This is a genomic window from Roseibium sp. R5, assembly GCF_055755305.1.
On the sequence record NZ_CM146910.1, the window covers coordinates 3458443 to 3483366 of the forward strand.

The 24924-nt window shown below is 55.6% G+C and carries 25 protein-coding genes; 13 read left to right on the forward strand and 12 right to left on the reverse strand.

The window, feature by feature from the left end:
* Positions 1-70: 70 nt before the first annotated feature.
* Positions 71-2095, forward strand: a complete 2025-nt coding sequence (locus AC0J4F_RS16270) for a BTAD domain-containing putative transcriptional regulator (protein ID WP_473024039.1) — start codon at positions 71-73, stop codon at positions 2093-2095.
* A 4-nt stretch (positions 2096-2099) separates the two neighbouring features.
* Here AC0J4F_RS16270 and AC0J4F_RS16275 read toward each other — a convergent pair whose 3' ends face one another.
* Positions 2100-2300, reverse strand: coding sequence for a hypothetical protein (locus AC0J4F_RS16275; protein WP_133947140.1), 201 nt, complete (start codon positions 2298-2300; stop codon positions 2100-2102).
* Positions 2301-2463: 163 nt separating this feature from the next.
* Positions 2464-2754 carry a hypothetical protein gene (locus AC0J4F_RS16280; RefSeq protein WP_133947141.1) on the reverse strand — a complete coding sequence of 97 codons (291 nt, stop codon included), beginning with the start codon at positions 2752-2754 and terminating at the stop codon, positions 2464-2466.
* Positions 2755-3053: 299 nt separating this feature from the next.
* Between AC0J4F_RS16280 and AC0J4F_RS16285 the strand changes: the two genes are divergently transcribed.
* Complete coding sequence (locus AC0J4F_RS16285; RefSeq protein WP_473026438.1) at positions 3054-4400, forward strand: YcaO-like family protein; 1347 nt, start codon at positions 3054-3056, stop codon at positions 4398-4400.
* A gap of 36 nt (positions 4401-4436) precedes the next feature.
* Here the strand turns inward: AC0J4F_RS16285 and AC0J4F_RS16290 are convergent, their stop codons facing one another.
* Together AC0J4F_RS16290 and AC0J4F_RS16295 are read right to left on the reverse strand one after the other, a co-directional pair.
* Positions 4437-5000: a CAP domain-containing protein gene (locus AC0J4F_RS16290; protein WP_473026439.1), complete on the reverse strand. Its 564-nt coding sequence runs from the start codon at positions 4998-5000 to the stop codon at positions 4437-4439.
* Positions 5001-5002: 2 nt separating this feature from the next.
* Complete coding sequence (locus AC0J4F_RS16295) at positions 5003-5839, reverse strand: phosphodiesterase (RefSeq protein ID WP_133947143.1); 837 nt, start codon at positions 5837-5839, stop codon at positions 5003-5005.
* Between the two features lie 240 nt (positions 5840-6079).
* On the opposite strand from AC0J4F_RS16295, the gene AC0J4F_RS16300 reads away from it, so the two are divergent.
* From AC0J4F_RS16300 to AC0J4F_RS16315, 4 genes are all read left to right on the forward strand, one after another.
* Positions 6080-7795 (forward strand): ArnT family glycosyltransferase, encoded by a 1716-nt coding sequence (locus AC0J4F_RS16300; RefSeq protein ID WP_473024040.1) that lies wholly within the window; start codon positions 6080-6082, stop codon positions 7793-7795.
* On the forward strand, positions 7782-8678 hold the full coding sequence (locus AC0J4F_RS16305) for a phosphatase PAP2 family protein (RefSeq protein WP_040450619.1): 897 nt from the start codon (positions 7782-7784) through the stop codon (positions 8676-8678). The genes AC0J4F_RS16300 and AC0J4F_RS16305 overlap by 14 nt, the downstream gene beginning before the upstream one ends.
* A 9-nt stretch (positions 8679-8687) precedes the next feature.
* Positions 8688-9449: a glycosyltransferase family 2 protein gene (locus AC0J4F_RS16310; protein WP_133947145.1), complete on the forward strand. Its 762-nt coding sequence runs from the start codon at positions 8688-8690 to the stop codon at positions 9447-9449.
* 63 nt (positions 9450-9512) lie between these two features.
* Positions 9513-9827, forward strand: coding sequence for a lipid-A-disaccharide synthase N-terminal domain-containing protein (locus AC0J4F_RS16315; RefSeq protein ID WP_008191718.1), 315 nt, complete (start codon positions 9513-9515; stop codon positions 9825-9827).
* 43 nt (positions 9828-9870) lie between these two features.
* Here AC0J4F_RS16315 and AC0J4F_RS16320 read toward each other — a convergent pair whose 3' ends face one another.
* The gene (locus tag AC0J4F_RS16320; protein ID WP_473024041.1) at positions 9871-10722 is read right to left on the reverse strand and encodes a PhzF family phenazine biosynthesis protein; all 852 of its coding nucleotides are present in this window, start codon (positions 10720-10722) and stop codon (positions 9871-9873) included.
* Between the two features lie 100 nt (positions 10723-10822).
* Positions 10823-11998 (reverse strand): cystathionine beta-lyase, encoded by a 1176-nt coding sequence (metC, locus tag AC0J4F_RS16325; RefSeq protein WP_473024042.1) that lies wholly within the window; start codon positions 11996-11998, stop codon positions 10823-10825.
* 232 nt (positions 11999-12230) lie between these two features.
* On the opposite strand from metC, the gene AC0J4F_RS16330 reads away from it, so the two are divergent.
* From AC0J4F_RS16330 to AC0J4F_RS16355, 6 genes are all read left to right on the forward strand, one after another.
* On the forward strand, positions 12231-13247 hold the full coding sequence (locus AC0J4F_RS16330) for an amino acid ABC transporter substrate-binding protein (protein WP_133947148.1): 1017 nt from the start codon (positions 12231-12233) through the stop codon (positions 13245-13247).
* Between the two features lie 392 nt (positions 13248-13639).
* A complete protein-coding gene (locus tag AC0J4F_RS16335; protein ID WP_209002198.1) occupies positions 13640-14656 on the forward strand; it encodes an amino acid ABC transporter substrate-binding protein in 1017 nt (338 codons plus the stop codon).
* Between the two features lie 245 nt (positions 14657-14901).
* Positions 14902-16107: an ABC transporter permease subunit gene (locus AC0J4F_RS16340; protein ID WP_208326686.1), complete on the forward strand. Its 1206-nt coding sequence runs from the start codon at positions 14902-14904 to the stop codon at positions 16105-16107.
* 10 nt (positions 16108-16117) lie between these two features.
* Entirely contained in the window at positions 16118-17269 is a 1152-nt protein-coding gene (locus tag AC0J4F_RS16345; RefSeq protein WP_133947150.1) for an amino acid ABC transporter permease, read from the forward strand.
* A gap of 67 nt (positions 17270-17336) precedes the next feature.
* Positions 17337-18140 carry an amino acid ABC transporter ATP-binding protein gene (locus AC0J4F_RS16350; RefSeq protein WP_133947151.1) on the forward strand — a complete coding sequence of 268 codons (804 nt, stop codon included), beginning with the start codon at positions 17337-17339 and terminating at the stop codon, positions 18138-18140.
* 317 nt (positions 18141-18457) lie between these two features.
* The gene (locus AC0J4F_RS16355; protein ID WP_133947152.1) at positions 18458-19792 is read left to right on the forward strand and encodes a globin-coupled sensor protein; all 1335 of its coding nucleotides are present in this window, start codon (positions 18458-18460) and stop codon (positions 19790-19792) included.
* A gap of 63 nt (positions 19793-19855) precedes the next feature.
* Here AC0J4F_RS16355 and AC0J4F_RS16360 read toward each other — a convergent pair whose 3' ends face one another.
* A complete protein-coding gene (locus AC0J4F_RS16360; protein WP_133947153.1) occupies positions 19856-20476 on the reverse strand; it encodes a TetR/AcrR family transcriptional regulator in 621 nt (206 codons plus the stop codon).
* 75 nt (positions 20477-20551) lie between these two features.
* Here AC0J4F_RS16360 and AC0J4F_RS16365 point away from each other — a divergent pair, with 75 nt between their 5' ends.
* On the forward strand, positions 20552-21367 hold the full coding sequence (locus tag AC0J4F_RS16365; RefSeq protein WP_209002199.1) for an HD domain-containing protein: 816 nt from the start codon (positions 20552-20554) through the stop codon (positions 21365-21367).
* Positions 21368-21422: 55 nt separating this feature from the next.
* Here the strand turns inward: AC0J4F_RS16365 and sseA are convergent, their stop codons facing one another.
* The 5 genes from sseA to AC0J4F_RS16390 form a co-directional block, all read right to left on the reverse strand.
* Complete coding sequence (gene sseA, locus AC0J4F_RS16370; protein ID WP_133947154.1) at positions 21423-22268, reverse strand: 3-mercaptopyruvate sulfurtransferase; 846 nt, start codon at positions 22266-22268, stop codon at positions 21423-21425.
* Positions 22265-22753 carry a GFA family protein gene (locus tag AC0J4F_RS16375; protein ID WP_133947155.1) on the reverse strand — a complete coding sequence of 163 codons (489 nt, stop codon included), beginning with the start codon at positions 22751-22753 and terminating at the stop codon, positions 22265-22267. Before AC0J4F_RS16375 ends, sseA begins: the two co-directional genes overlap by 4 nt.
* A gap of 21 nt (positions 22754-22774) precedes the next feature.
* Positions 22775-23491, reverse strand: coding sequence for an alanyl-tRNA editing protein (locus AC0J4F_RS16380; RefSeq protein WP_133947156.1), 717 nt, complete (start codon positions 23489-23491; stop codon positions 22775-22777).
* 98 nt (positions 23492-23589) lie between these two features.
* On the reverse strand, positions 23590-24237 hold the full coding sequence (locus AC0J4F_RS16385; protein WP_473024043.1) for a LysE family translocator: 648 nt from the start codon (positions 24235-24237) through the stop codon (positions 23590-23592).
* Between the two features lie 91 nt (positions 24238-24328).
* On the reverse strand, positions 24329-24889 hold the full coding sequence (locus AC0J4F_RS16390; RefSeq protein ID WP_473024044.1) for a GNAT family N-acetyltransferase: 561 nt from the start codon (positions 24887-24889) through the stop codon (positions 24329-24331).
* Positions 24890-24924 lie beyond the last annotated feature (35 nt).

The following is a 24924-nucleotide window of genomic DNA, read 5'->3' on the forward strand; positions in this document are numbered from 1 at the left end:
TTTCACGCAGCGTTGCATTCTGGGTTGTGTGGCCGCTGTCAAAAATGACGTGAGTGAAGGAAGTCTTACGGTGACGATCCCAGTTCCACACTTTGCGGGTCTCGGGCGGCCGATGCTGAAGGGGGCAGACGGCGATCCTGTCGCGACCAAAACCCGCAAGGCACTTGCTATCCTCGGTTATGTCATCCGTATCAGTGACTTGAGCGCATCCCGCGAGGCCGTCGCCGATCTTCTTTGGAGTAGTGCGACCGGGCACAGGGGCATGCAATCGCTTCGGCAGGCCTTAAAACAGTTGAAAACGGCAGAAGAAATTGCTGGGCTCGATGTGGTCAAAACCCAAGGCGGGCATATACAAATTTTTGCGGGAAGCTTGCCTACTGATCTGGCGTACCTCCTGGACCTGCTCAACACCTCCGATTCACCGGATTTCAACACCGCGATTGCTTTATGGCGCGGCGATTATCTAACTGGTTTTGAGGATATCGATCCTGTCTTCACGGATTGGCTGTTGATTGAACGTCAGCGCATCCGGGACGAGGTGATGGATGCCACGCTGAAACACCTTTCTGGCGCAGTTGTCGCTGCTGCCACGCCAGGGGCGGAAGCTGCCGCCCACTTCCTTTTGCATATGGATCCCGCTTTTGAGCCGGCTCACCGCGCGCTGATCCAGATCTATCTGCACCGCGGTCAAAGGGAGCGGGCAGAACAGCAATTACGGGCCTGTGAGCGCGAGCTGAAGGAGTTGGACGGTGTGCCGGAACAGGAAACCTGGGATTTGTTGTCAGCAACTGCGCGCTCAGGCCCGTCAGATGCGCAATTGGTGCTGAGCAGGCCGCAGAACCCAGAATTCTGGCAAGACCCGGATGGAAGCGATGTCACGGTCGTGGATCACGGGTCGGACAATGTTATTCATTTCCCCAAGGTTTCGATTGTTTCGTCCGAGTTGGCCCGCACTGCGCCCAACGATGGAATTTACTTGCGTGAGGAGATTGTCAGCGGTCTTTCCGCATATAGGTCTTTTGATCTCTTTCAATCAGATTACTTCGGCGATGCTGAAGGACCTCCGCCCGTGCTGGTTCAGGGCGACGATGGAGGAAATTTTCTACTTCGTTTTCAACATAATGATCGTTCCGGCAGAGTATTGATCCAGTTTGAGGACCGTGCCGAAGGGCGGATTGTGTTCAGCGAAGTCGTCGACTTGCAAGAGTGGGATGGTATTGAGAATGCGGCCAGTCACACAATAGGTCGCATCTACAGTCACGTGACAAACAAGCTTCGGAATCCGAAAAACAGTTCTGCTTTTGCGCGGTGGTGCCAGGCGGAAGCCTTGATGGTGGAGTTTGATCCGAAATCTGACCGGAAGGCATTGCAAATTCTGGAGGAGATTTCCAAGCGCCATAGCACGTTCTCAATGTCGTACTCCGGAAAAGCCTTGGTGAACATTAAACAGCTATTGCACTACCGGGTTGAGGATCGCGACAGTGTCCTGTCGTGGGATGAGATTATGGCGCTGTGCGAACATGCCGTGAAACTGGACCCGTGGCAGCCGATCAACCTGAGAACTCATGGGTGGGCGCTTATCCAGTCCGGCTTGGCCGATGAGGCCCGCCGGTCATTTATGCAAGCCATTCGTTTGAACAGCGTCGATCCAATCAATCTGATTTCAGCTGCTGAAGGCTTGGCATTTGCCGGTGAAGTTGAACTTGCTCGGAGCAAAGCGGAAAAGGCGATGAACCTGTTCACAACCGTGCCGCGGGTCTTCTACGAGTATTATTCTCTGGTTTTTTTCGCATCCGAAGATTTCGAAACGGCTGCTAAAATAATTGAGCGCGCGTCCTACAAGAGCATTGTTGGGCTGACAACGCGAGTCGCTGCACTTGTATGTGCAGGGAAAGACGCCGAAGCCCTGGATCTTTTAAGCCGGCATAGCGAAAGCTTGGCCAAGGTAATCGATCAGGCCGGGTTAGGTACGGGCGACCCCGATGAGTGGGGGCGACGTATCAACTTCTTCCAAGACCCCAAAACACGCGCCTCATATGACCGCGGTGTTCAGCTGGTCAAGAGATACTTCTTTGGCGACAGGGCTGCGATCTAGTTGATCAGGAAAACTGACGGGCAAGTGGGACAAGGTAACCGGGATCTGCCTGATCGATCTTCTTCTGATTCAGGCGATAGGGGAGCACTGTCGTCTTGGCCTGTGTGGCGTCAATAACCTCGAAATCCATCAATTGCACTGCATGCTCCGGCAAACCAATTTTCCGTAGTTCATCCTTTGGATTCTGGATAAGCTTTCGACGCATTTCCTTATCCGTTCGAGCGTGAGCGAGCAGCTGACCGAGTGCAACAACGTTGCTACGGTAATGAGGAAACCTGGCCATCGGGGAAAACCTTGTGGGTGCGGTTGAAGATTGCGACCGGAGTTGGTGGCCTCCGGTCGCAGGTGCAAGAAAGATCGGTCGTCGATCAGTCCGGCATTTCTTCATAATGACAGCTCGCCAACGCCAAGCGGCCAAGCTCTTCGAAATAAGTTTCATCACCTGCTGCAACGCGTGCTTCATCAATCTTTGCCGGGATGACCAGATGCACCTTGTCCGCGGTGTCGGCATAGATTTTTACATCTGTGGCGAGGCCGAGCTCCGACAGCGCGGCTTCCGGGTGTTCGGCAAACTTGGCGCGTTCTGTTGAGTTCTGGATGATTTCACCAAGTTTCGAACCAATGGCCAGTTCGCGATTGGTAGTTGAAAGAGTGTGCATGCTAAGCCTCCAGTTTATTCGGTTGTATGTTTTTAAATTTTGTCGGCGGCAAAAGTAATAATAGCCCCGAAACTGGAAAGTAATCACGTTGTATCGATACTGTAAGTAACAATATATTCTGACTACTTGATCCTGCACAAAAACAATGCATCAATATTTTTGTAAAACAATGGAAAAACGTAAATGCTACCGCTTCGCAATTTCTAATGAGTCTGTTGATCAAAAAATATACTTGATCATGTTCTCAGGAATGCTTTAGTCGCAGAACGTTTTTGTGTGGGGGCGCGATGCAGCGTTTTATGCCAGAGGTTCTGAGTGGGCTTGTGAGTGCCGGTCTGATCGCGAGCACGGAGCGAGATGTGAGACCGGTCAATCCGGATGCCGAGCACGCTCTCCGGCTGTTTGAGCCGGTCTTGCGAGCCGACCGGGTTCGCCTGGTGCCTGTCTTTCTTCCAAGCTGTCCAATCCATTTTTGTACCGCTGTTGTTACGTCTCAAAACTCTGATGGGCAGCGTACGGCAAAGGCGACTGGGTCCTTTGCTGCCGGTGGGCAAGCAAATACGAAAATAGGTGCATCTATTAGTTGTATTGGGGAGGTTGCTGAAAGATTAACCCTTTGTTCTCTTGGGCAAGATGATCCGCGTGTAGTTGGTGTTACGAAGGGTGAGTATCAAGCCGATCTTGCATCCATAATGGGATTTAGTGAGGCCCAGACGAGTGATTTGCTTCGCAAGCGAACGGAGTTGGGGCGGGAGTCCCGTGGTTCTGTGATCGATTGGAGTAAGTTGAGTAATCGTCTTGTTCGCGTGAGTAATTTGTTAAACGGGACTGAGGCGCGGCTACCTGCATTCGCGTCTCTTTTCGGAGAAGTTGTTCTCGAGCAGGGCCTCAAGGTAGGCATTTCGTCAACAGTTGGGTGTGCGGTCTGGTCTGACTTAGTAGGGGCGCGGGAGCGGGCTCTGTTAGAGCTTGCAGAGCGCGATGCAGTGGCTCAGGCCTGGTACAACCGCTTGGGGATAACAGTGGTACCCAAGCCGGTTTTGCGCGAAAAAATTTCTGACAACTTGATGAGATATCTGTCTGAGCGGCACCGAAAGACAACGATTTGCAGGGTCGAAACCGATCTACCGGTCCATGTGGCCGTTGCCATTTCTCACCGCGGCGATGGTCAAGCGGCAGCGTTTGGTGCTTGTGCCGAATGGGATCTCGGATCAGCGATCTTCGGAGCAATCACCGAAATGCTGCAGGGAGAAATCTCGTTGTCCGCGATGGAGACTGCGTACCCAGATCGTTCCCATGAGCAAGGACGCAGAATTCCATCTCAGCTTCGCTATGCCCGCGAGAGATCGATCCTGGATGATTGGCCAGTTGGAGAAGCCGCGGAAACGGCTGCTATTTCTGAAGCCGAAGTCTTTACATATGACGGATTGTTGGAGGCCTTGCGGCAAAAGGGAATAACAGTTTGGGAGTTTGATGCGACACGTCCGGATCTTGGTGTTCCCTGCATCAAACTGTTCTCACCCGAATTGTGCATCTGGCAGCCGCGGTTTGGCAAAGACAGGCTCTATAGAGGCGTGGTCGAGCGCGGACTGCGCACTGAACCTGAACGGGAAGAGGTCTTCGCTGAGCGCCCGTTCCCATTCTAGCCATGCTCAGGAGCACTTTGATCCTGTTGCAGTCTGTTAATTGACGGGGACCGGCCGGCCGTCGGCTTGCGGCCGCGCCAGCGTCATGACCCAGAAATTCCGCCATTTTCCATTGCTGCGATTGGTGCGGGCAATGCCAACACGCGTCACATACGGATTGAGCAAGTTCTTGTTGTGGCCTTCGGAACCTTGCCAGCCGCGGAAAGCTGCAGGCAGATCCGCATAACCGGCACCAAGGTTCTCTGCAGCTGCGTAATTTGGGTAACGCGCCTTGTCGAGCCGCTGGGAAAGGCCGAAGGCGCTGTGCTGCCAGGTGTCCATGCTGTCGCGTTTGGCAATGTGCCGCGCCATATCTTGCGAGACACCATCGAGCGCCGGATCGTGACGCAAGGCCGGAAGACCATTCTGTGCGCGATAGGCATTCACCATCGCCATGAGAGAAGAGGTGCTGACATCGACATCTGTAAAGACCGGCCGGTCCTCCAATTCGCCTTGACCGCCAGGCAGCGCACCGCAGCCTGCCAAGAAAGCAAGGAGCAAGATCAAGGGCAGGGGGCGCAGGCACTGAAGAGCTCTGTTTCTCTGGCTGCCGAAAATCATTGTCACGCGTCGTCCCCGGGCCAGGAAACACCCTCATCGGCAAAGAAGTGATGCGGTCCGGGATATGCCTCGACATAGGCCATATGGGTCACTGTGCCTGCTTGCGGCGTATGGTGATGAAGGAAATATGCGGGCGGTTCGAAGTTGAACATCGGCGGCCCATCTTCGGTCAAATCCAAGACGACCTGGTGGCCCGTACTGGGGGCGAGCGTCATTATCTTGCCTGCGAACTCCGCGATGATCGGGCGGTGCAGATGACCGCAAAGCAGCCGCTGAATGTGCTTGTGCGGACCGATCACCTCTGCGAGCGCACCGGCGTCATTCAGGCCAATCGCATCCATGTGCTGAATGCCGCTGAGGGCAGGCGGGTGGTGGAGAGCGATAAGCGTCGGCCGATTGTCCTCCGAGAGACGATCTGACAACCAATTCAGCTGCGGTGTGCCGAGTTCGCCATTCGGTTTGCCGGGAATGTTGGTATCAAGCGCGATAAGCCGGAGATCGCCAATTTCGGCGGTGTAGCAGAGCTTGCCCTCTACGTCGCTATCCATACCCGGAAACCCCGACATCTCGCGCCGCATATCGGCGCTGCCGTCATGATTGCCGGGGATCATGAACACTGGCATGGCGAGCCGCGACAGGATTTGCCGGGCAAGAGCGTATTCCCGCGGATCGCTTTTGTCCGTGAGGTCTCCGGTCAGAACGACTGCGTCCGGGCGTGGTGTCAGGCCGTTCAAGGCCGGGATCGCCCGTTCCGCCAGCATGTTGGTATCGGAGACGCGATAGCAGGCAAGTCCGCGCGGACGAAGATGCAAATCGGTAATATGTGCAATGAGTGCCATATGATTGCCAAAGGAATGTTGCGAGGAATCGTCCCCATGACGATAGCTTCACAGAGTTTGGGTGCAAGCAGTGTTTCCCTTTTCAAAAAGCTCATGTAGGAGATGCACACACATTCTTTTTGAAAGGCTGGGATCAAGCCCGTTTGATCCTCGCGGAATCGGGTCGTAATGGCAGAAACGCAATCGGCAGCGGCAAACAGCGCGCAACCGGAGCAGGATCCGGAAAAGTCCGGAAATCAAATGAAAAAGCCGATATGGCTGCGCATCTTTGGCCATGATGTAACCGCACCGCTCTTGCTGCTTGCCTTAGCGCTTGTTTTGTTCGTTCCAGGTCAGTGGACTGTGCCGCCGCTGGACCGCGATGAGCCGCGTTTCACGCAAGCGACCAAGCAAATGCTCGAAACTGGCGACTATGTCGACATTCGGTTCCAGGATCAGGCGCGTCACAAGAAGCCGGTTGGCATTTATTGGCTGCAGGCGGCTGCGGTCAAACTGACAGGCCATGATGCATCGGCGGCGCTTTGGGTCTATCGTTTGCCGTCCATCATTGGCGCGATCTTGAGCGTTCTGGCAGTCTTCTGGTTGGCAAGAGCGTTCATGGGCCCCTCGGGAGCGCTCGTGGCTGGTTCTTTTGTTGTGCTCGCCATCATCCTTGGTGTTGAAGCGCGGCTTGCGAAAACCGATGCCACCCTTTTTGCAACGATTGTTATCGCTCAGGGCGCTCTCGCGCGGCTCTGGCTGAGGAACAGCTCCGATAGGGCCTGGGGCCTTGCTTTTGTGTTCTGGACCGCGCTTGCGGCAAGTGTCTTGGTCAAGGGACCAGTTGGCCCGATGGTCGTCGGGTTCACGGTTGTTGGCCTGATCATCACCAGCCGCAATTTGAGCTGGTTCAAGGGGGCCGTCCCGCTGGCCGGGTTCATCTGGTTTTTCTTGCTTGTTCTGCCTTGGTTCGTCGCCATTTGGATCGCAACGGACGGCACTTTTTTTACAGAGGCCATCGGCAAGGATCTGCTCGGCAAGGTCTCTGAGGGGCAGGAGGGGCATGGGGCCCCGCCGCTGACCCATCTCGGTGCCATGTTTGGTGTCTTTTGGCCGCTCCCGGCGTTCTTCCTGCTTGCATTGCCGATGATGTGGCGCGAGCGGAAAAGCCCTTTGGTGATCTTTGCAGCATGCTGGTTTTTCCCAAGTTGGGTGGTTTTTGAACTCGTTGCGACGAAGCTGCCGCATTACACCATGCCCTTGATGCCCGCTCTGATTTTGCCTGTGGCGGCGGCCCTGATCGAAGGCGCCGGTTCCCAATCCGCGAAGTGGCTGCGCTGGGTGGCGGCAATCTTGTTGGCGGTGCCCGCCATAGGAATTGCCGCCGCCGCCTTTGGAGGCCCGTTTGCGCTTGGTATCTGGCCGTCTCCTCCAGGGGCGATCGTCACCGGGATAGGCGCTGTATTTGCGGTCTTTGCCGCAACCCGTCTGCTCCGTGGACCGGCGCTGTATGCTCTGCCAGCCACAACGCTGACCGCAATTTGCGTTGCCATCGGTGTATGGGGTTTTTCAGGACCGGCTCTGACCACGATCTGGGTTAGTCCGAGGCTTGTGACTGCGATGGACGAGATCCCGGGGTGCGCAAATCGGGATACCCGGCAAGTGGTCACGACCGGCTTCCACGAGCCGAGCTTTATCTTCCTGGAAGGGACCAACACCAAGATCGTTCCGGAGGCTGAAGCCGCCGACTTCCTCGCCCAAGCTAAACCTGGGGAGAGTGGTGTTTGCCGGATCGCAGCGATCGAGAGCCGCCATGAAGAGGCGTTTTTGGCCGCAGCGAAGGAGAAGGGTCTTGTCCCCGTGGTGCGAAAAAGGGTAGACGGCCTGAATATCAACGGCGGCGATGATGTCGATATTGCGCTCTATCAGTCGGCCGCAGACGCAAAAGACACACAAGGCGGCAATGAGCAGCAATAGTCGGATAAAATGGGTGCTGGAACGGATGCGCGGCAATGCCCGGCGCGCCATGATCCTTTATTCCAACCGCAAGGAGCGTGGCACCGCTCAGTTGCGGACATTGCCACCGGGCCAACGGCCACAAGATATCCTTGCTGTTCTTCTTTTGACGGTGGGTGTCGCAGTCGTTGCCTTTGATGCGCCGACGTATCCTTGGCTGAACTCACTGCCGAACGAATACCGGACGGCCTTCCGCTCGTTCACTGATCTGGGTAAGGCAGACTGGATCCTGATTTCAACCGGTGTTCCTTGTCTCTTTCTGCTCGCGCTCGATGCCGGCCGATACGCCTTCCGGATCAGGATGGCGATCGGCGCCGTTTTCACCTATGCGGCCTTCGTCTTCTATACGGTCGCAGCGTCCGGGATTGTGGTGCTGATCATCAAGTGGAGCCTTGGGCGCGCGCGTCCGAAATTGTATGAAGAGTTCGGCCCCGTTCATTTTGATTTCCTTGCTTTTCACGGCAAGTTCACGAGCTTTCCGTCCGGCCATTCCACAACAGTCGCCGCCCTTGCGACTGCGCTTTATTTCATCTTCCCGGCTTACCGGTGGCTGATCGTTGTCAGTGCGTTCTGGCTCGCATTCTCCCGGGTGATGGCGGGTGCGCATTACCCAAGTGACGTCATTGCCGGCACACTGCTCGGGATGACCTTTACCTTCTTCACCGTGCGTGCCATGGCCCGGCGCCGGATTGGTTTTCATATTGCGGAAAACGGCAATATCGTTCCGAACATGACGGCCATTTCGGCCAAGGCAAGCGCGCGTGCCGTTTGGCAGGTTTTGCGCGGACAACGCGGGGCGCAGCGTATCGTTCCGGGCCGGGCTGCGGCCAGCGAGGCGGACTGAGTGGATGTCATGACACAGAGTTACTTGGAGGCCTTGGCCGCGACAAAGGGCGGGATTGCCGTCACCGTGGTTGTTCCTGCCAAAGATGAGGCAGAGAACCTTCCCATTCTTCTGGATGAGATTGAAACGGCACTCAGCGGACGGACGTTTGAGGTCATTGTGATCGACGACGGATCATCTGACGGGACCGACATTGTCCTGCAGGACTATGCGGCAACGCATGACTGGCTGCGTCCGGTTCGGCACGAAAAGTCCTGCGGTCAGAGCTGTGCAGTACGCACCGGACTTCAGCATGCGCGTGGTGACGTCGTCGCCACCATTGATGGAGACGGGGAAAACAATCCCGCATACATCCCGCAGTTGCTCGATGCGCTCGAAGCCGCAGGGCCGTCTGCTGCGCTTGCTGCGGGTCAAAGACTGGGCCGGAAAGCAAGTCTTGCAAAACGGTATGCCTCCAAGTTCGCGAATAAACTGCGGGGCGCCATCTTAAAGGACAACACCCGCGACAGCGGCTGCGGTCTCAAAGCGCTGCGCCGTGAGGTCTTCCTTCAGCTTCCGTATTTTGACAGCTGGCACCGGTTTCTCCCGGCATTGGTGATCCGCGAAGGCTACAATGTGGTGCATATTGACGTTCAGGACCGGCAGCGGCGCCACGGGACCTCTAAATACGGTATTTTCGACCGGGCGTTGGTCGGAGTGTTGGATTTGTTTGGTGTGTGGTGGTTGCGCCGCCGCCGCAAAAAAATTCCCGTTGTCCGGCCGTTGACCTAATTTGACGCCACAATTCCCGAGCAGAAACGCGCCGCTGGCGTATCAAGGTAACTGGAATCCGACATGGCTGCCCTCATAGACTGGTTTCATGCAGTCTTCATTGCACAGTTTGATTTTTGGCTGATCTTCGGTCTGGCTGCGCAATCGATGTTTATGATGCGCTTTGTTGTTCAATGGATGGCATCCGAACGTGTCGGACGATCCATCGTGCCGATCGCTTTTTGGTTCTTTTCGATTGCCGGCGGAATCATGCTGTTCACATACGGTGTGATCAAGAAGGAGCCGATCATCATTCTAGGACAAGGGCTCGGACTGGTGATTTACTTCCGGAACCTTTGGCTGATTTTCAAGGAAAAACGGCGCGATCCGGCAATCTGACCGCGCCATAGCTCGTGTGATATTCTGAGTGACCCGGCTGTGATCAGTCTGTGAAATCTCTTTCGTTCATGACCCGTGCCGAACCGGAAACACGGATCGAACTTCCCTTTTCAGATCCGATCTCCGCAACGATCCGGCTGGGATGCCCCATGTCAAATCCCTGACTGATTTCGATGCGGCCCTGATGCGGCCAACCAATGTCCCGCAGATATCCGGCATAGGCAGCGCTGGCAGCCCCAGTTGCCGGATCTTCATAGACCCCGCCCGAGGCAAAGGCATTGCGTGTATGGAAGAGTTGTGGCGTTTCGCTGACGGCGATTAGAATCGTAACCCAACCATGCTTTTCCATCAGTTCGCGTCCCGCTTCCTGATCATAGGTCATGTCCGAGACGGCCTCGCGTGAGTTAAGTGTCAGCGCAAAATGATCTGCGCCGCCATGGACGAGCGCTGGCGGGATGCGGATATCGATCTGATCTTTCGTGTAGCCGAAGAGATCCATAACCTCGCTCACAACGTCATCCGGTGCTGGTTGGCTTTTTGTCGGGGGCGATTGGAGGGCGGCTTCTACGAGTTCGCCTGAGACAGCGCCTTCCACGGAGATTTCAGCTTCGTTGAGCTTCAGATTGTAGCGCCCTGGACCGAATTCGCGGGTAAGGGCGGATCCGAGTGCGATGGTCGCGTGACCACAAAACGGCACTTCTGATTGCGGCGAGAAATAGCGGACGCGCCAGGCTCCGTCGTCTTGACGCGCAGCAAATGCGGTTTCGGAAAAGCCGACATCCGCTGCGATGGCGCGCATGTCTTCGACCGATGGATGCGAGTCACTGATGAGCACACCGGCCGGATTGCCGCCGGTGTTGCCATCTGAAAATGCGGAAATGCGCTGAATGTCCATGGTGGAAGCCTTTGTGTGTTTTCGGTTCCCACCATTTTGTGACAAGCAAGACTGATCGCAACAGTTTCCATCCATGAAACTTGTTCATGGAATCCATCAATTATGCGAAAGCCTTGTCGAGGGCCTGGCCAAGATCTCTGATCAGATCTTCCGGGTCTTCAAGGCCGATGTGAAGGCGAACCGAGTGAAGATCCGGATCGACATTTGTTGCTGAACGCATGCCTTTCAGTCGAACCGGTATTGCGAGACTTTCAAATCCGCCCCAGGAATATCCGAGACCAAACAGGGTCAGGGCGTCGAGAAACGCATAGGCCTGCTCTTGTGTTGTCCCAGCTGCAAAGTCGAAGCCGCACAGGCCGGATGCGCCAGAAAAGTCTCGCTTCCAGATCTCATGGCCGGGATCGCTCTCAAGCGCGGGGTATCTGATTGCGCCGATGGCGGGCTGCGCCTTCAGCCAATCCAGAACGACAGCTGTGTTTTTCTGGTGCCGCTCCAGGCGGACCGACAGGGTCCGAAGCCCGCGCAAACCCAAATAGACATCGTCCGGACCGACATGGCTGCCCATTGCGCCATGGAGCGTGTCCAGTTTGTGCCACGCCTTTTCGCTGGCAGCGATCGTGCCGAGCATGACGTCTGAATGACCGACAATGTATTTCGTGCCCGCCTGGATGGAGAGATCAACGCCGAATGAAATTGGCTGGCAATAGAGCGGACTGGCCCAAGTGTTGTCCATGAGCACGGTCGCATCGATTTCGTGCGCGGCTGCCGCAATTGCTGGAACGTCCTGCATTTCGAAGGTGAGGGAGCCAGGGGCCTCAGTAAAGACTGCAGTGGTGTTCGGTTTGAAGAGCGATTTGATGTCCGCACCGACAGCCGGATCGTAATACTCAACGTCGACGTTGAGGCCTGCCAGGACGGTATCTGCAAAGTGACGGGTCGGGCCGTAAGCCGTATCGGCGATCAGCATATGATCGCCTGCCTTCACGCAGGATAGAATCGCCAGCGCAATCGCATTCAGGCCGGAATTTGCCAGTTTCACGCCGGCCGCGCCTTCGATTTCTTTCAAGGCGTCTTCAAGGGAATCAGTGGTTGGATTGCCGCGGCGTGCATAGGAGTACGTCTGCGCGCCCGTCACCATGGTCTTGGTGTCGGGATAGAGCACTGTGGAGGCATGGACGACTGGCGGATTGACAAACCCATGGAACCCGGATGGATCCCGGCCGCTGTGCGCAAGAACGGTTTCAATGCTTCTTTTAGTGTCCGTCGTATTCGTCATCTATCCTTCAGTCCGTTTTGGCTGTCTTGTTTTTCCATATCGGCACTCAGCACCGGCTCAATGCCAATGGGCTGAGCATGTGATGCGCCGATCGGCTTTCTGATCGCGAAATTGCGTCAAATCGCTGTTTTTCCCAAGACATTTTTTCAATGGCATTTGTGATTTGTTGCAATGGTCCTTTGAAAGACAGGGATTTGCGAGCCCTATGTCGCGCCTCAGGAGGACTGAAAAAATGAAAAACACTTTCAAAAGCCTGGTGGTTGCGGCCGCCTTTTCCGGCGCGGCCTTTCCCGCTTCTGCGTCAACACTCGAGCAGGCCAAGGAGAACGGTTACTTCACCTGTGGTGTGAGCCAGGGCAATCCCGGGTTTTCCAACCCGGACAGCGATGGCAACTGGAGTGGGCTGGATGTCGACTACTGCCGAGCGATTGCCGCAGCCGTTTTCGGGGATCCGACTGCAGTCAAGTTCCGGCCATTGTCATCACCTGAACGGTTCGCGGCTCTACAATCCGGCGAAATCGATGTTCTGTCTCGCACGACAACATGGACTATGTCGCGTGACACGAACCTTGGCGCCAACTTCGCCGGTGTCATGTACTATGACGGCCAGGCGATGATGGTCCGCAAGGAGCTTGGGATTACATCGGCCATGGAACATGCCGGCGCCTCGGTATGTACGGCGACTGGAACCACGACGGAACTGAACGTCGCCGACTTCTTCCGGGTCAACAACATGGAGTACGAGGTCGTTGCCTTTGAAAAGAACGATGAGGTGACACAAGCCTATGATGCCGGCCGGTGTGACGTCTACACAACCGACAAATCGGGTCTGCACGCCAACCGCTTGAAGCTGACCAATCCGTCCGAGCACATGATTTTGCCGGAGGTCATTTCAAAAGAGCCGCTGGGTCCGGTGGTCAGGCAGGGCGACGACCAGTGGTTCAATATTGCGAAATGGACCTTGAACGTTCTGATTAACGCAGAAGAACTCGGTGTGACCCAGGCAAATTTCGCAGACATGGCGTCGTCCGATAATCCAGCTTCAAAACGGCTGCTCGGGGTGGAAGGCAACTTCGGCGGTGCGCTCGGACTTGATCAGGACTGGGCCGTCCGCATCATAAGCGCGGTTGGCAATTACGGAGAAATCTTCGCGCGCAACGTTGGTGTTGATACCCCGCTCGGCATTGAGCGCGGTTTGAACGCGTCCTGGCTCGACGGCGGTATTCTTTATGCCCCGCCGGTTCGGTAAAAAGGTCTTGGTCCGATGCTTTTACACGAGTGCATCGGACCTCACTTTGCGGCGTTTCAGGTCTTTCCGTAGGGGACGCAGCCTTAGCGAACAAAAACGAATGATTACGTAATGGGCAGCCAATGAGGCGAAACTAGACATGTTCGCGTTTTGTGCAGCCATGGTAACCGTAATCCTACTTCGGCCCGAGAATTTTAACGAGATATCGTCAGCAAGTACTTGACCCGAACACGCAAATGCCATCGTATGGGGGCTGTTGGATCGGGGGGATGATTTCCGGAGGAACCAGCGCTTTGCGCTGGAATTTGCCCGCAATGTCGGGCGAAGAGGACATCAACTCATACCGGCCAGCTAAATAAAAGTTATGGGTAACAAATAAAGGCTGCATATCCATGTCTAACAAAATCCTTCCGCTCGTACTCGGCGCCGCTATGGGTGTCGCTGCGACAGCTGCTGGTGCGACGACGCTGGAAGACGTCAAGGGCAAAGGCTTCATCCAGTGTGGTGTGAGCCAGGGTCTGCCGGGCTTCTCAAACCCGGATGCACAGGGGAACTGGACCGGTCTCGACGTTGATCTCTGCCGCGCAATGGCTGCTGCAGTATTCGGCGACGCTTCTGCCGTTAAATTCACTCCGCTTTCTGCTAAAGAGCGCTTCACTGCTCTGCAGTCCGGCGAAGTTGACGTTCTGTCCCGGAACACCACCTGGACCATGTCCCGCGACACTCAGCTCGGTCTGAACTTCGCTGGCGTCAACTACTACGACGGTCAGGGCTTCATGGTCCGTAAGGATCTGGGCGTGACCTCTGCTCTGGAACTGTCTGGCGCATCTGTCTGCACCAACACCGGTACAACCACCGAGCTGAACGTTGCTGACTACTTCCGTGCGAACAACATGCCGTACGAAATCGTCGCTTTCGAAAAAGCTGACGAAGTTGTCGCTGCATACGACGCTGGCCGTTGTGACGTTTACACCACGGACGCATCCGGCCTGTACGCTCAGCGCCTGAAGCTGACCAACCCGGGCGACCACATGGTTCTGCCGGAAATCATTTCCAAAGAGCCGCTTGGTCCGGTTGTTCGTCAGGGCGACGATGAGTGGTTCAACATTGCTAAGTGGACCCTCAACGCAATGATCAACGCCGAAGAAATGGGCGTGACCTCTGCAAACGTTGACGAAATGAAGGGTTCTGACAACCCGTCCGTCAAGCGTCTGCTTGGTGCTGAAGGTGCATTCGGTGAGGCCATCGGCCTGTCCAACGACTGGGCTTACAACATCATCAAAAACGTTGGTAACTACGAAGAAAGCTTCAATGCCAACGTCGGTCCGGACACTCCGCTCGGCATCTCCCGCGGCGTGAACGCTCTGTGGTCGAACGGTGGTTTCCTGTACGCTCCGCCGGTACGCTAATCCTCTGATTTAAAGAGGTTTTTGGGGTTCCGGCGGCATGACTGCCGGAACCCTCAATAAATTCTGCGCCAAAATAACCGGAAATCATCCGGACAGTGCGCGGGGAACAAACCTGCTTTCTGCCGATAGGGGACGCTGAACAAGCGTTGAGATGGAAAGCAGACGACGCCAAGTCCACGGCTTGCGGACACTTGATCTGCCACATATGCCGGGCGTGATAACTTGGGCGAGGTTCTATGTCAGTCATGGAGCAGGACTCGGCGGGGGCGCCGGCGCGTGCTTCGCTGGTGAATGATCCGAAGGTACGCGGGCTGTTTTATCAGGCACTCCTGATCGCAGCTTTGGTCTTCTTCGGATACTTCATAGTGACGAACACGGTAGCCAACCTGGAGCGGCAGAACATTGCCTCCGGTTGGGGTTTCGTTGAAAATACGGCCGGTTTTGGCATCATCCAATCCTTGGTGCCGTATGCCGAAACGTCTACTTATGGTCAGGCGATTTTCGTCGGCTTTCTCAACACACTTATGGTCGCAGTCGTCGGGATCTTTTTTGCGACCATCATCGGATTTGTCGTTGGCATTGCGCGGCTGTCCAACAACTGGGTCATCAACCAGATCGCGTATTGGTACGTCGAGCTGGTCCGAAATGTTCCACTTCTTCTCCAGATCTTCTTCTGGTACTTCGCCGTTCTGCGCGCGGTGCCGGGCAAGCGGGAAAAGTGGTCCTTGTTTGACACTTTCCATCTGAACATTGCCGGGTTGCGGATGCCCAAGCCCATTTGGGAAGACGGCTCCGGGTTTATCGGCATTGCCTTGATCATCGGTATCGTCACGTCGGTTGTGGTCTCAAGATGGGCACGCAAACGCCAGGACGAAACAGGACAGCAATTCCCGGTCTTCTGGACAGCGCTCGGTTTGATCATCGGTTTGCCGGTCATCACTTACTTCGTGACCGGAATGCCGATGTATCTTGAGCATCCGAACTTCGTTGAAACAGGTCCGATCCTGCGCCGCGGCTTTGAGCTGGGTGTCGGTTTCAACCTGATCCCCGAGTTCCTTGCTCTGACAACTGCCCTAGCAATCTATACGGCTGCGTTCATCGCGGAAATCGTCCGGGCAGGCATTCAGGCTGTCAGCCACGGCCAGACTGAAGCATCGCACGCTCTTGGTCTGCGCAACGGTCCGACCCTTCGTCTTGTGGTCATTCCGCAGGCGATGCGGGTCATCATTCCGCCGCTGACCAGCCAATACCTGAACCTGACGAAAAACTCGTCCCTTGCTGTGGCAATTGCCTTCCCGGACCTCGTTTCCGTGGGCGGTACTGTTCTCAATCAGACCGGTCAGGCGATTGAGATCATTGCGATCTGGATGGCGGTTTATCTGTCGCTCAGTCTGATCACCTCAGCCTTCATGAACTGGTACAACCAGCGCATGGCGCTCGTGGAACGGTAAGGAGAGCGACATGTCAAAAACTGAAGTGTTTCAAGTTCGAACGGAAGAGGCGCCGCTCCTGCCGGCGCCGATCTCCACCACCGGTGTCATCGGCTGGATGCGGCAGAACCTGTTCTCGTCCATCGGCAACACCATTCTGACCGTGATCGGGATACTGCTCGCTTACTCGATGCTCGCGCCCTTTATCCAATTCGCGTTTATCGACGCAGTCTGGACCGGCGACAATCGTGAAGCGTGTCTGCCTCAAGATGGCGGCCATAGCGGTGCTTGCTGGGCGTATGTCGAAGCATACTTCCCGCAATTCATCTATGGCCGGTATCCGGTTGAAGAGCGTTACCGGGTGGACATCGTTTATGCGCTGTTTGCTCTGCTCCTAGTGCCACTGGCGATCCCGAGCGCACCGTTCAAGAAGATCAATGCGATCCTCTTCCTGGTGGTGTTTCCGATCATTGCCTACTTCCTGCTGACCGGTCTGGTCATCGGCGACAACGTCGTTCTGCCGATCGTCGAGACTGCAGTTTGGGGTGGTCTGCTGGTGACCTTGGTCATTGCGGTGACAGGTATCGTGGCGTCTCTGCCCTTGGGTGTGGCGCTTGCGCTTGGACGCCGTTCCAAGATGCCGATCATCAAGCTGGTCTCGATCATCTTCATCGAGTTCTGGCGCGGTGTGCCGCTGATTACCGTGTTGTTCATGTCCTCGGTAATGCTGCCACTCTTCCTGCCGGAAGGGGTGACCTTCGATAAGCTCTTGCGGGTTCTGATCGGGGTGACGCTGTTCTCGGCAGCCTACATGGCAGAAGTGGTCCGCGGCGGTCTTCAGGCGATCCCGAAGGGGCAGTATGAAGGCGCAATGGCGCTTGGTCTTAGGTTCTGGCCGATGATGTACCTCATCATCCTGCCGCAGGCTCTGAAGCTTGTGATCCCGGGGATCGTCAACACCTTCATCGGCCTGTTCAAGGACACCACACTGGTTCTGATCGTCGGCATGTTCGACCTTCTTGGCCAGATTCAGTCGTCCTTCACGGATCCGACGTGGTCGACACCCAGCCAGGGCCATACCGGTTACCTTTTTGCAGCGATCATCTTCTTCGTGTTCTGCTTCGGCATGTCGCGATATTCCATCTATATGGAGAAGAAGCTGCACACCGGACACAAACGATAACGCTCTTCCGGGGCGCGCGGGATGAAATCGCTGCGCCCCGGTCCAAAGACACTCTTGGAGTAAATCAATGACCGAAAACGCTGTACGCGACGATGACTTGGCTGCCGATCGGACCAAGATGAAGGTCTCCGACACGGACGTCGCCATCGAAATCAAGAACATGAACAAGTGGTACGGGGACTTCCACGTGCTGCGCGATATCAACCTGCGCGTGATGTCCGGCGAACGGATCGTCATCTGCGGCCCGTCCGGGTCCGGCAAGTCAACGATGATCCGTTGCATCAACCGTCTGGAAGAGCACCAGGCCGGCCAGATCATCGTGGAAGGTACGGAACTGACCGATGATCTGAAGAAGATCGACGAGATCCGCCGTGAAGTCGGCATGTGCTTTCAGCACTTCAACCTGTTTCCGCATCTGACCATTCTTGAAAACTGCACCTTGGCACCGATCTGGGTTCGCAAGATGCCGAAGAAGGAAGCTGAAGATATTGCGATGCACTATCTTGAGCGGGTCAAGATCCCCGAGCAAGCACTGAAATACCCGGGGCAGCTCTCTGGTGGTCAGCAGCAGCGTGTGGCAATTGCCCGCTCACTCTGCATGAACCCGAAAATCATGCTGTTTGATGAGCCGACCTCGGCGCTTGATCCGGAGATGATCAAGGAAGTGCTCGACGTGATGGTTGGTCTGGCTGAAGAAGGCATGACCATGCTTTGCGTGACCCACGAAATGGGCTTTGCCCGTAAGGTTGCCAACCGGGTGATCTTCATGGATGCCGGCCAGATCGTTGAGCAAAACGAGCCGGAGGAATTCTTCACCAATCCGCAGCACGAGCGGACGAAATTGTTCCTCAGCCAGATCCTTCATCACTGACGGATCCCGGCGAACCAAACACACTCTTGGAAATCCCGGACCTGTGGTCCGGGATTTTTTTATCTTTTGTCGTAAAATGCCAAGCCAACGTTTCTGAAGAACCCAAAAAGAGGTCCCAAAACGACCGCGAATCGTCCATCTAAACTTATTTAAGTGACTACAAAATAGGCATTATTCAGCCTGTCTTGGTAGATCTGCATATGCGAAAAGTAACGAAAACTGCTGAAACTATGGGTAGTTATTTCTAGGTAGTTTGCAATTTATAATATGTTTAGCATTTCAATATGACCTAACGGCAGTATGTTGCGAGGGCTGCCATGTCTGAAACCGATTTTGATCATCGTCTGAAATTTGCAGAAATTGATTCCAAAACCATCTCGGCACTGAAGAAAACATGGCCGGTTATTCAGCCGGCTCTGGATGAGCTGCTTGCCGGTTTTTATGCGCACATAAAGGCTGAGCCTCACATGGCCAACATGGTCGGCGATCAGCAGCCGCGCCTGGTGGGTGCGCAAAAGAGCCACTGGGAAAAACTCTTCTTGAGTGGCTTTGATAAGGACTATCAGGAAAGCATCAACCGGATTGGGCACATTCATTGCCGGATTGGTCTCGAGCCCCGCTGGTATATTGCCGGTTACAAGTTTGTTCTGACACGCCTGCACAAACATCTGGTCAAGAAATACCGGACGTCCTTTACCGACCTTGGTGATGTTCTGGAACACGTTACCGCCGCTGTCATGTTCGACATGGATTTGGCCATTTCAACTTATGAAGAACAATTGTTGTTGGAGCGGGCTGAGCAGGCAAACAAGTTGAACAGAGCGATCGAGCAGTTTCGGGAGAAAATAGAAAAGCCTCTGAAGGATGCCGATGAGGGCGCCGGGATTGTTATCAGCGAAGCTGCTCAGCTTGAAAGCGTCTCCCGGGATGCGCAGGACCAAATCTCCAGCGCGGAAACCGTGTCGAAAAATTCCAGCGACAGTGTGCAAACCGTGGCAGCGGCAACAGAAGAGTTGTCCAGCTCCATCCAGGAGATCTCGAAGCAGATTGTTGGCGCGTCCAGAATTGCCAGCGAGGCGTCGGCCGGAACCGAGAGATCAAGTGACCAGGTGGCCAGCCTTGCAGGCGCTGCGCAAAAGATCGGTGATGTGGTCGGGTTGATCCAGGCGATCGCCGAACAGACCAATCTTTTGGCGCTCAATGCGACCATTGAGGCTGCGCGGGCCGGGGATGCGGGCAAAGGCTTTGCGGTTGTCGCTGCCGAGGTCAAGGAACTTGCACAACAGACGGCCAAGGCGACGGAAGAAATCAGTCAGCAGGTCTCTGAAATTCAGGAGTCGACGGATGGGGCGGTTGGATCCATTCAATCCATTGCTGAAGTGGTTAAACAGCTTGACGAAATGACATCGTCCATTGCGGCAGCCGTTGAAGAGCAGGGCGCTGCGACCCAAGAAATTTCACACAGTGTCCAAACCGTTGCGAACGGTGCGCAGACCCTCGAGGAGAACATCGAAGGTGTTGGGCATGCGGTGGTGGCAACGGACCGAGCAGCGGTGAATTTCAAAACCGCGGCTGACCGGATGAACACAAGCGTTTATGTGATTTCCGATGAGATCAAAAACTTCTTTGAGACCTTACGAACTGGAACATGAGTTCAGGAAACAACTCTGATTGGTCAGGGCTGGCGATAGCGCGCAGAGCGACCGTTGAGTGCATCAGCCGGAATCCTCAGGCAAGAGCCGGTCGACCATGTTTCCAGCCAGGGCTTTTAGGGATTCTGTGTTTTCGCCCGCACGTGCACGAACTGAGATGCCGTGGAGCATGACCGCAAACTGCTGGCCAATCTGAGCGGCTTCTTCTGTCTCAAAGCGGTTTTTGCTCCCGGTTTCTATAAGGCGCGCGAAACCGCGGTCCATTCGGCCCATCACCTTGTTCAAGGCCTCAACAAACTCTGGATCCTGGGTCGTCTCGGCCGGGAGGGTGGAGATTGCAAGGCAGCCAAACCTCGAGGCGGACACTGGTGTCTTGCCGGTGTAGAGATCGATTGCAGCTGATAGAATCGCTTTGAACCGCGCGTTCAAGGGACCGTCGAAATCACCCGCTGCTGACAGGTGTGCCTGCATCATGTCGGCAAAGCGGTTTATCACTTTCAGATACATGTCTTTTTTGCTGCCAAAGGCAGCATAAAGGCTCGGTCGGTTGAGGTTGGTTGCCTCAGCTATCTGGTCGAGGCTCGTGGCTGAATAACCGTGCTCCCAAAAGACCTGCATGATCTTGTCGAGAATTGCGGTCTCATCGAAAGATCGGGGACGGCCGCGTTTTCGTTCCTTCGTCATTCTGTAACGCTTCGCATAAAAAACTCGACCTGTCTATTTTTATGCGATACGGTACAAATAAATAGAGGAGCTGATATGACCACCATCTGTCAAACCAAACGCAAGGCGCCAATTATGGGATCTCTGGCCTGGGGCGAGAGAAAAGGGGCGTTCAGCGAGGGACGGTTAACGCGGGCCGAGAAGGTCACAGTCATTGGAAACATGGTTCGGATGAGCCTGCTGCAGGCATTGGATCAGGCGTCAGACAAATTGGGTCTGATGCATGCCTATGGGGCCGATCTTGAAGGGTTGTTGCCGCTCCAAACCCGGCTGGTATCCGACAGTGAGGCGTTTGCTTCAGAAAAACTTGGAACAGATGTTCTGGAACACAGCTGGCGCACCTATTATTGGGCAATGTGCCTGGCCGGTTACAAGAAGCTGGACGTTGACCGGGAGATTCTGTTTTCGGCGGCCATGCTCCACGACCTTGGATTGGCCAAGGACCGCCCGGTTCATCCGGGCGCCTGCTGTTTCACCGTTCACGGCGCAAAGCGCAGCAAGGATCTCCTGGTCTCCCAAGGGCACGATCCGGCAAAAGCTCGGAAGATAGGAGAAGCGATCGGGCTGCACCTGAACGGGTATGTATCGCGCCGCCTTCACGGTGCAGAGGCGCATCTGCTGTCTAGAGGTGCTATGTGTGACGTCTTCGGAATGGGCCGGGCGCGCATCGCCGCATCGACACGCCGTGAGGTCCAGAAACGTCATCCGAAGGGCGATCTCATGAACGGTCTGGAGATCTGGCCGCGACACCATCTTCAAGGAACACGCGGCGACTTTCTGATCCGGGTTGGCGGAAAGCACCACACCGCAAAAATTCCCAAAGACAAGCTGCTCGCAGCGCCCCGGACCTAAGATCGTTCCGGTCATGCTGGGGCGCGATTTGGCCCCAGCGTATTCAGCCTATATCCTAGTTTGGACCAGTTACAACGTCCGTGTCGTCGCGTGCGCCCCATTCAGACCAGGACCCGTCATAAAGGCTTACGTCCCGGGTTCCAAGAACTGTGAGTGCGAGTGTCAGGATTGCTGCGGTGACGCCGGACCCGCAGGTCGTTGTGACCGGCCGGGACAGGTCAACGCCTGCGTTTTTGAAGGCCTGCTCCAGGCCGTCCCGTTGTTTGAACGTGCCGTCTTCGGAAATCAGGTCCGTGAATGGCAGGTTCAGCGCATTCGGCATATGCCCGCTGCGCAAGCCCTGACGTGGTTCTGGAGCGTCTCCGGCAAATCGGGCGGCAGAGCGGGCATCGAGAATTTGCCCGTTTCCGGATGCGCTCAAGGCTTTGATGGCAGACAGATTGGCGACCGCGCTGTGGTCGAGCCGTGCCGAGAAGTGGCGTTCCGGCCGCCGGACAGGATCATCGTTGACTGGCCGGTTTTCGCCCTGCCATTTCGGCATGCCGCCGTCCAGAACATAGACGTTTTCAACGCCAAACGTCCGAAATGTCCACCAGACACGGGCCGCAGAATAGAAGCCAAAGTCATCATAAACGACGATGGTCTGGCCATCCCCGATCCCGAGCTTGCGCATGGCGGAGGAAAAGACGTGCGGGGCCGGCAGCATATGCGGCAGGTCGCTGTTCTTGTCGCAGATCTCATTGACGTCAAAAAACACAGCACCCGGGATATGGCTGTCCGGATAGACCGGTTTGGCGTCCGGCGTCGTTACCGGCGGCATCCAGGCATTGACGACGACCACATCCGGTGCATCCAGATGATCGGCCAGCCAGTCTGTGGAGACAAGCGGATGATAGGTCATGAGGTGTCCTTGTTTTCGTAAAGGCCGTGGCGCTTGTGCCAGTCTTCGATGGAAAGCTTCGGATATTCCTGGAAATGGGCCTGATCGGATCCCTCGGCAACGTCGACCCAGTCTGGTTTGCTCTCCAGGAGAATATGAACCGTCTCAGGTGGTTTCGGCAGCGGCGTATCGATGGCAGCTGCCAGCGGATGAACAAGCTCGGGCCAGCGCGGATCCCAAAGCCAGAGATGGCTGCCGCACCGTCCACAGAACGAGCGCTCAGCGGGGCTCAAACCTGTCTCGAATTCCGCCTGATAGATCTTTCTCACTTTATGCGGGTCGTGGATCTGAAGGCTCTCAGCTTCGCCCATCAGATTGATCGCATAACCGCCGGCGCCGGTTGTCTTCCGGCAGACCGAGCAATAACAGCGCATGTAAGGGTAGGGCGTCTTGCTCTCCACATCGAAGTGAATGGCGCCGCAATGGCAACTGCCGGATAGTTTCATGGCACATCCTCCCAAACAGTCTCAATCGGCGAGGCGAATCCGAACCCGTCTGTTCTGTTTGCCTTTTTTCTCGCTTTTGCCGAGTTCCAGAGGGCCGATTTCAGATGTTTTCGAAACGTGGGTGCCTCCGCATGGTTGAAGATCAATATCCCCGCCGATCCGGACCAGCCGTACCCGGCCGGCACCGCGCGGCGGCTGAACGGACATCGTTTTCACAAGCCCAGGGTTCGCGTCCAGTTCCTCATCGGTGATCCACTCAAACGCGACATCATGATCGCCGCCCGCAAGTTCATTCAGTTTCTCGGCGACTTTTTCCTTGTCGAGCGCCGTGTCGCCCATATCGAAATCGAGCCGGCCTTCGCCGTCGCCGATTTGACCACCAGTCACTGGAAAGGGCAGCGCGACCGACAATAGATGAAGCGCTGTATGCATTCGCATCAACCGGTAGCGGCGCGCCCAATCAATATGGGCCGTCAGTTTTGTGCCCGGCTCCGGCGGTGTCTGTTGCTCTGCCGGCACGTGGACGATCGTTTTCTTGTCCGCGTCATAAACGGTCGTTGCAATGTCGATGCGGGCACCGTCTTCAAGCTCCAAATACCCGGTATCTCCGGGTTGTCCGCCACCGGTTGCATAGAACACAGTTCGGTCCAGGACGATGCCGCCACGCTCGTTCACCGCCACAACATCCGCTTCACAGCTGCGCAAATAGGCATCATCGCGGAAGAGGGGCGTGGTCATCTAAGCAACTCCTTGGAAGAAAACTGATTTTGCCCAAGAGTGCACAGCCGGAGAAATGGGTCAATCCGGTTTTGAGGTGAAAAGTCGGGCGAAACCGCTCAGGCGTTTGCCTTTGCGACCAGCAGCTTCAGTGCGAAGGTTCCCATGATCCCGGCGAACAGCCAGTCGAACGCGCGCATGAACGCTGGCGACGACTTGAGGAAGCGTGAGAACGCGCCAGCGCCTAAAACCATCAACACACAAATCGGCATCCCGAGCAGAACGAAATAGCCACCGAAAAACAGAAGTTTTGCAGTTGCATGCGGGTCGCTTGCCGACACGAATTGCGGAAGGAAGGTCACGAAAAACAGGACTATTTTCGGATTGAGAATGTTCACCCCAAGCCCCTGCAGCCAGACCCGGCGGAACGGCTGGGTTTTGCTCTCCGCCGCCTCAAGGGTGAGGGAAGTGCCTTTTCTGAGAGCCTGTATAGCAAGCCAAATCAGATACGCCGCGCCGACAAACTTCAGCACTGTAAATGCTGTCGCAGAGGCTGCAAGAAGCGCAGAAATGCCAATAGCTGCGAGGATCGTGTGGATGATCAACCCGGTCGTAGCCCCAAGGACCGCCGCGATCCCGGCTTTGCGTCCCTGGGTGAGCGTTTTGCGCATGAACAGGGTCATGTCCGGCCCTGGTGTTATTGTCAGGACAAGAGCCGCGGCCGAAAAAGCTGCGAGAACCGATAAAGAGGGCAGAAAGTCGGGCATTGAGCACCAAAGCGTAGGCGTTAGACGACCGCACAACACCTTATCGCTCTGTCGGTGTCAAAGCATATTTGGTGAGAGCGGTCGGCGCGGCCTAGACGCCCACGCGAATTGTCGCTCTCAGAATATTGCAAGGGTCGCCATAAAGCCTCTCCAGAAACGAGATTGGTGAGGGGCGGGCGACGGACAAAGTGGCCTCCATGATCCCGCTGTCGATCGCAAGGTTCGCATCATGCAGTTTCGCAAGGTTTCTCATGCGTGTGTTTTCAAGAAGGCACAGCATATGGATGGTCTTGATCTGTCTGGTTTGGGCAGCGCCGATCATTCGATTGAACAGGGCCTTACCGATGCCCTTTTCTTGCCAGTCCCGTTCAACGACAAGCGCAAGTTCGGCTGCGCGCGGCCAACTGTTTTGCAGTTCGCGCAGTTCCGCCATTCCACGCAACTCGTGATCAGGAAAAGCGCCATACCCTATTGCGCCGGCTGAAAGAATGGATTCGGCATATTGATCGACAAAACCGTCACTGACCTTTCCGGCAAACCTCAGCCGCCGGGTATCGCTGTCAAGTCTTTGAAAATGTTCGGTGAGCCTGTCGAGGTCAGACTGCCAAAGTCGTCTGATGCCGGGATGAGAAACAGCTAAGTTGTCGTTCATGTAAGGACCCTCTGTGTCTGCCGGTTTTCCGGCGA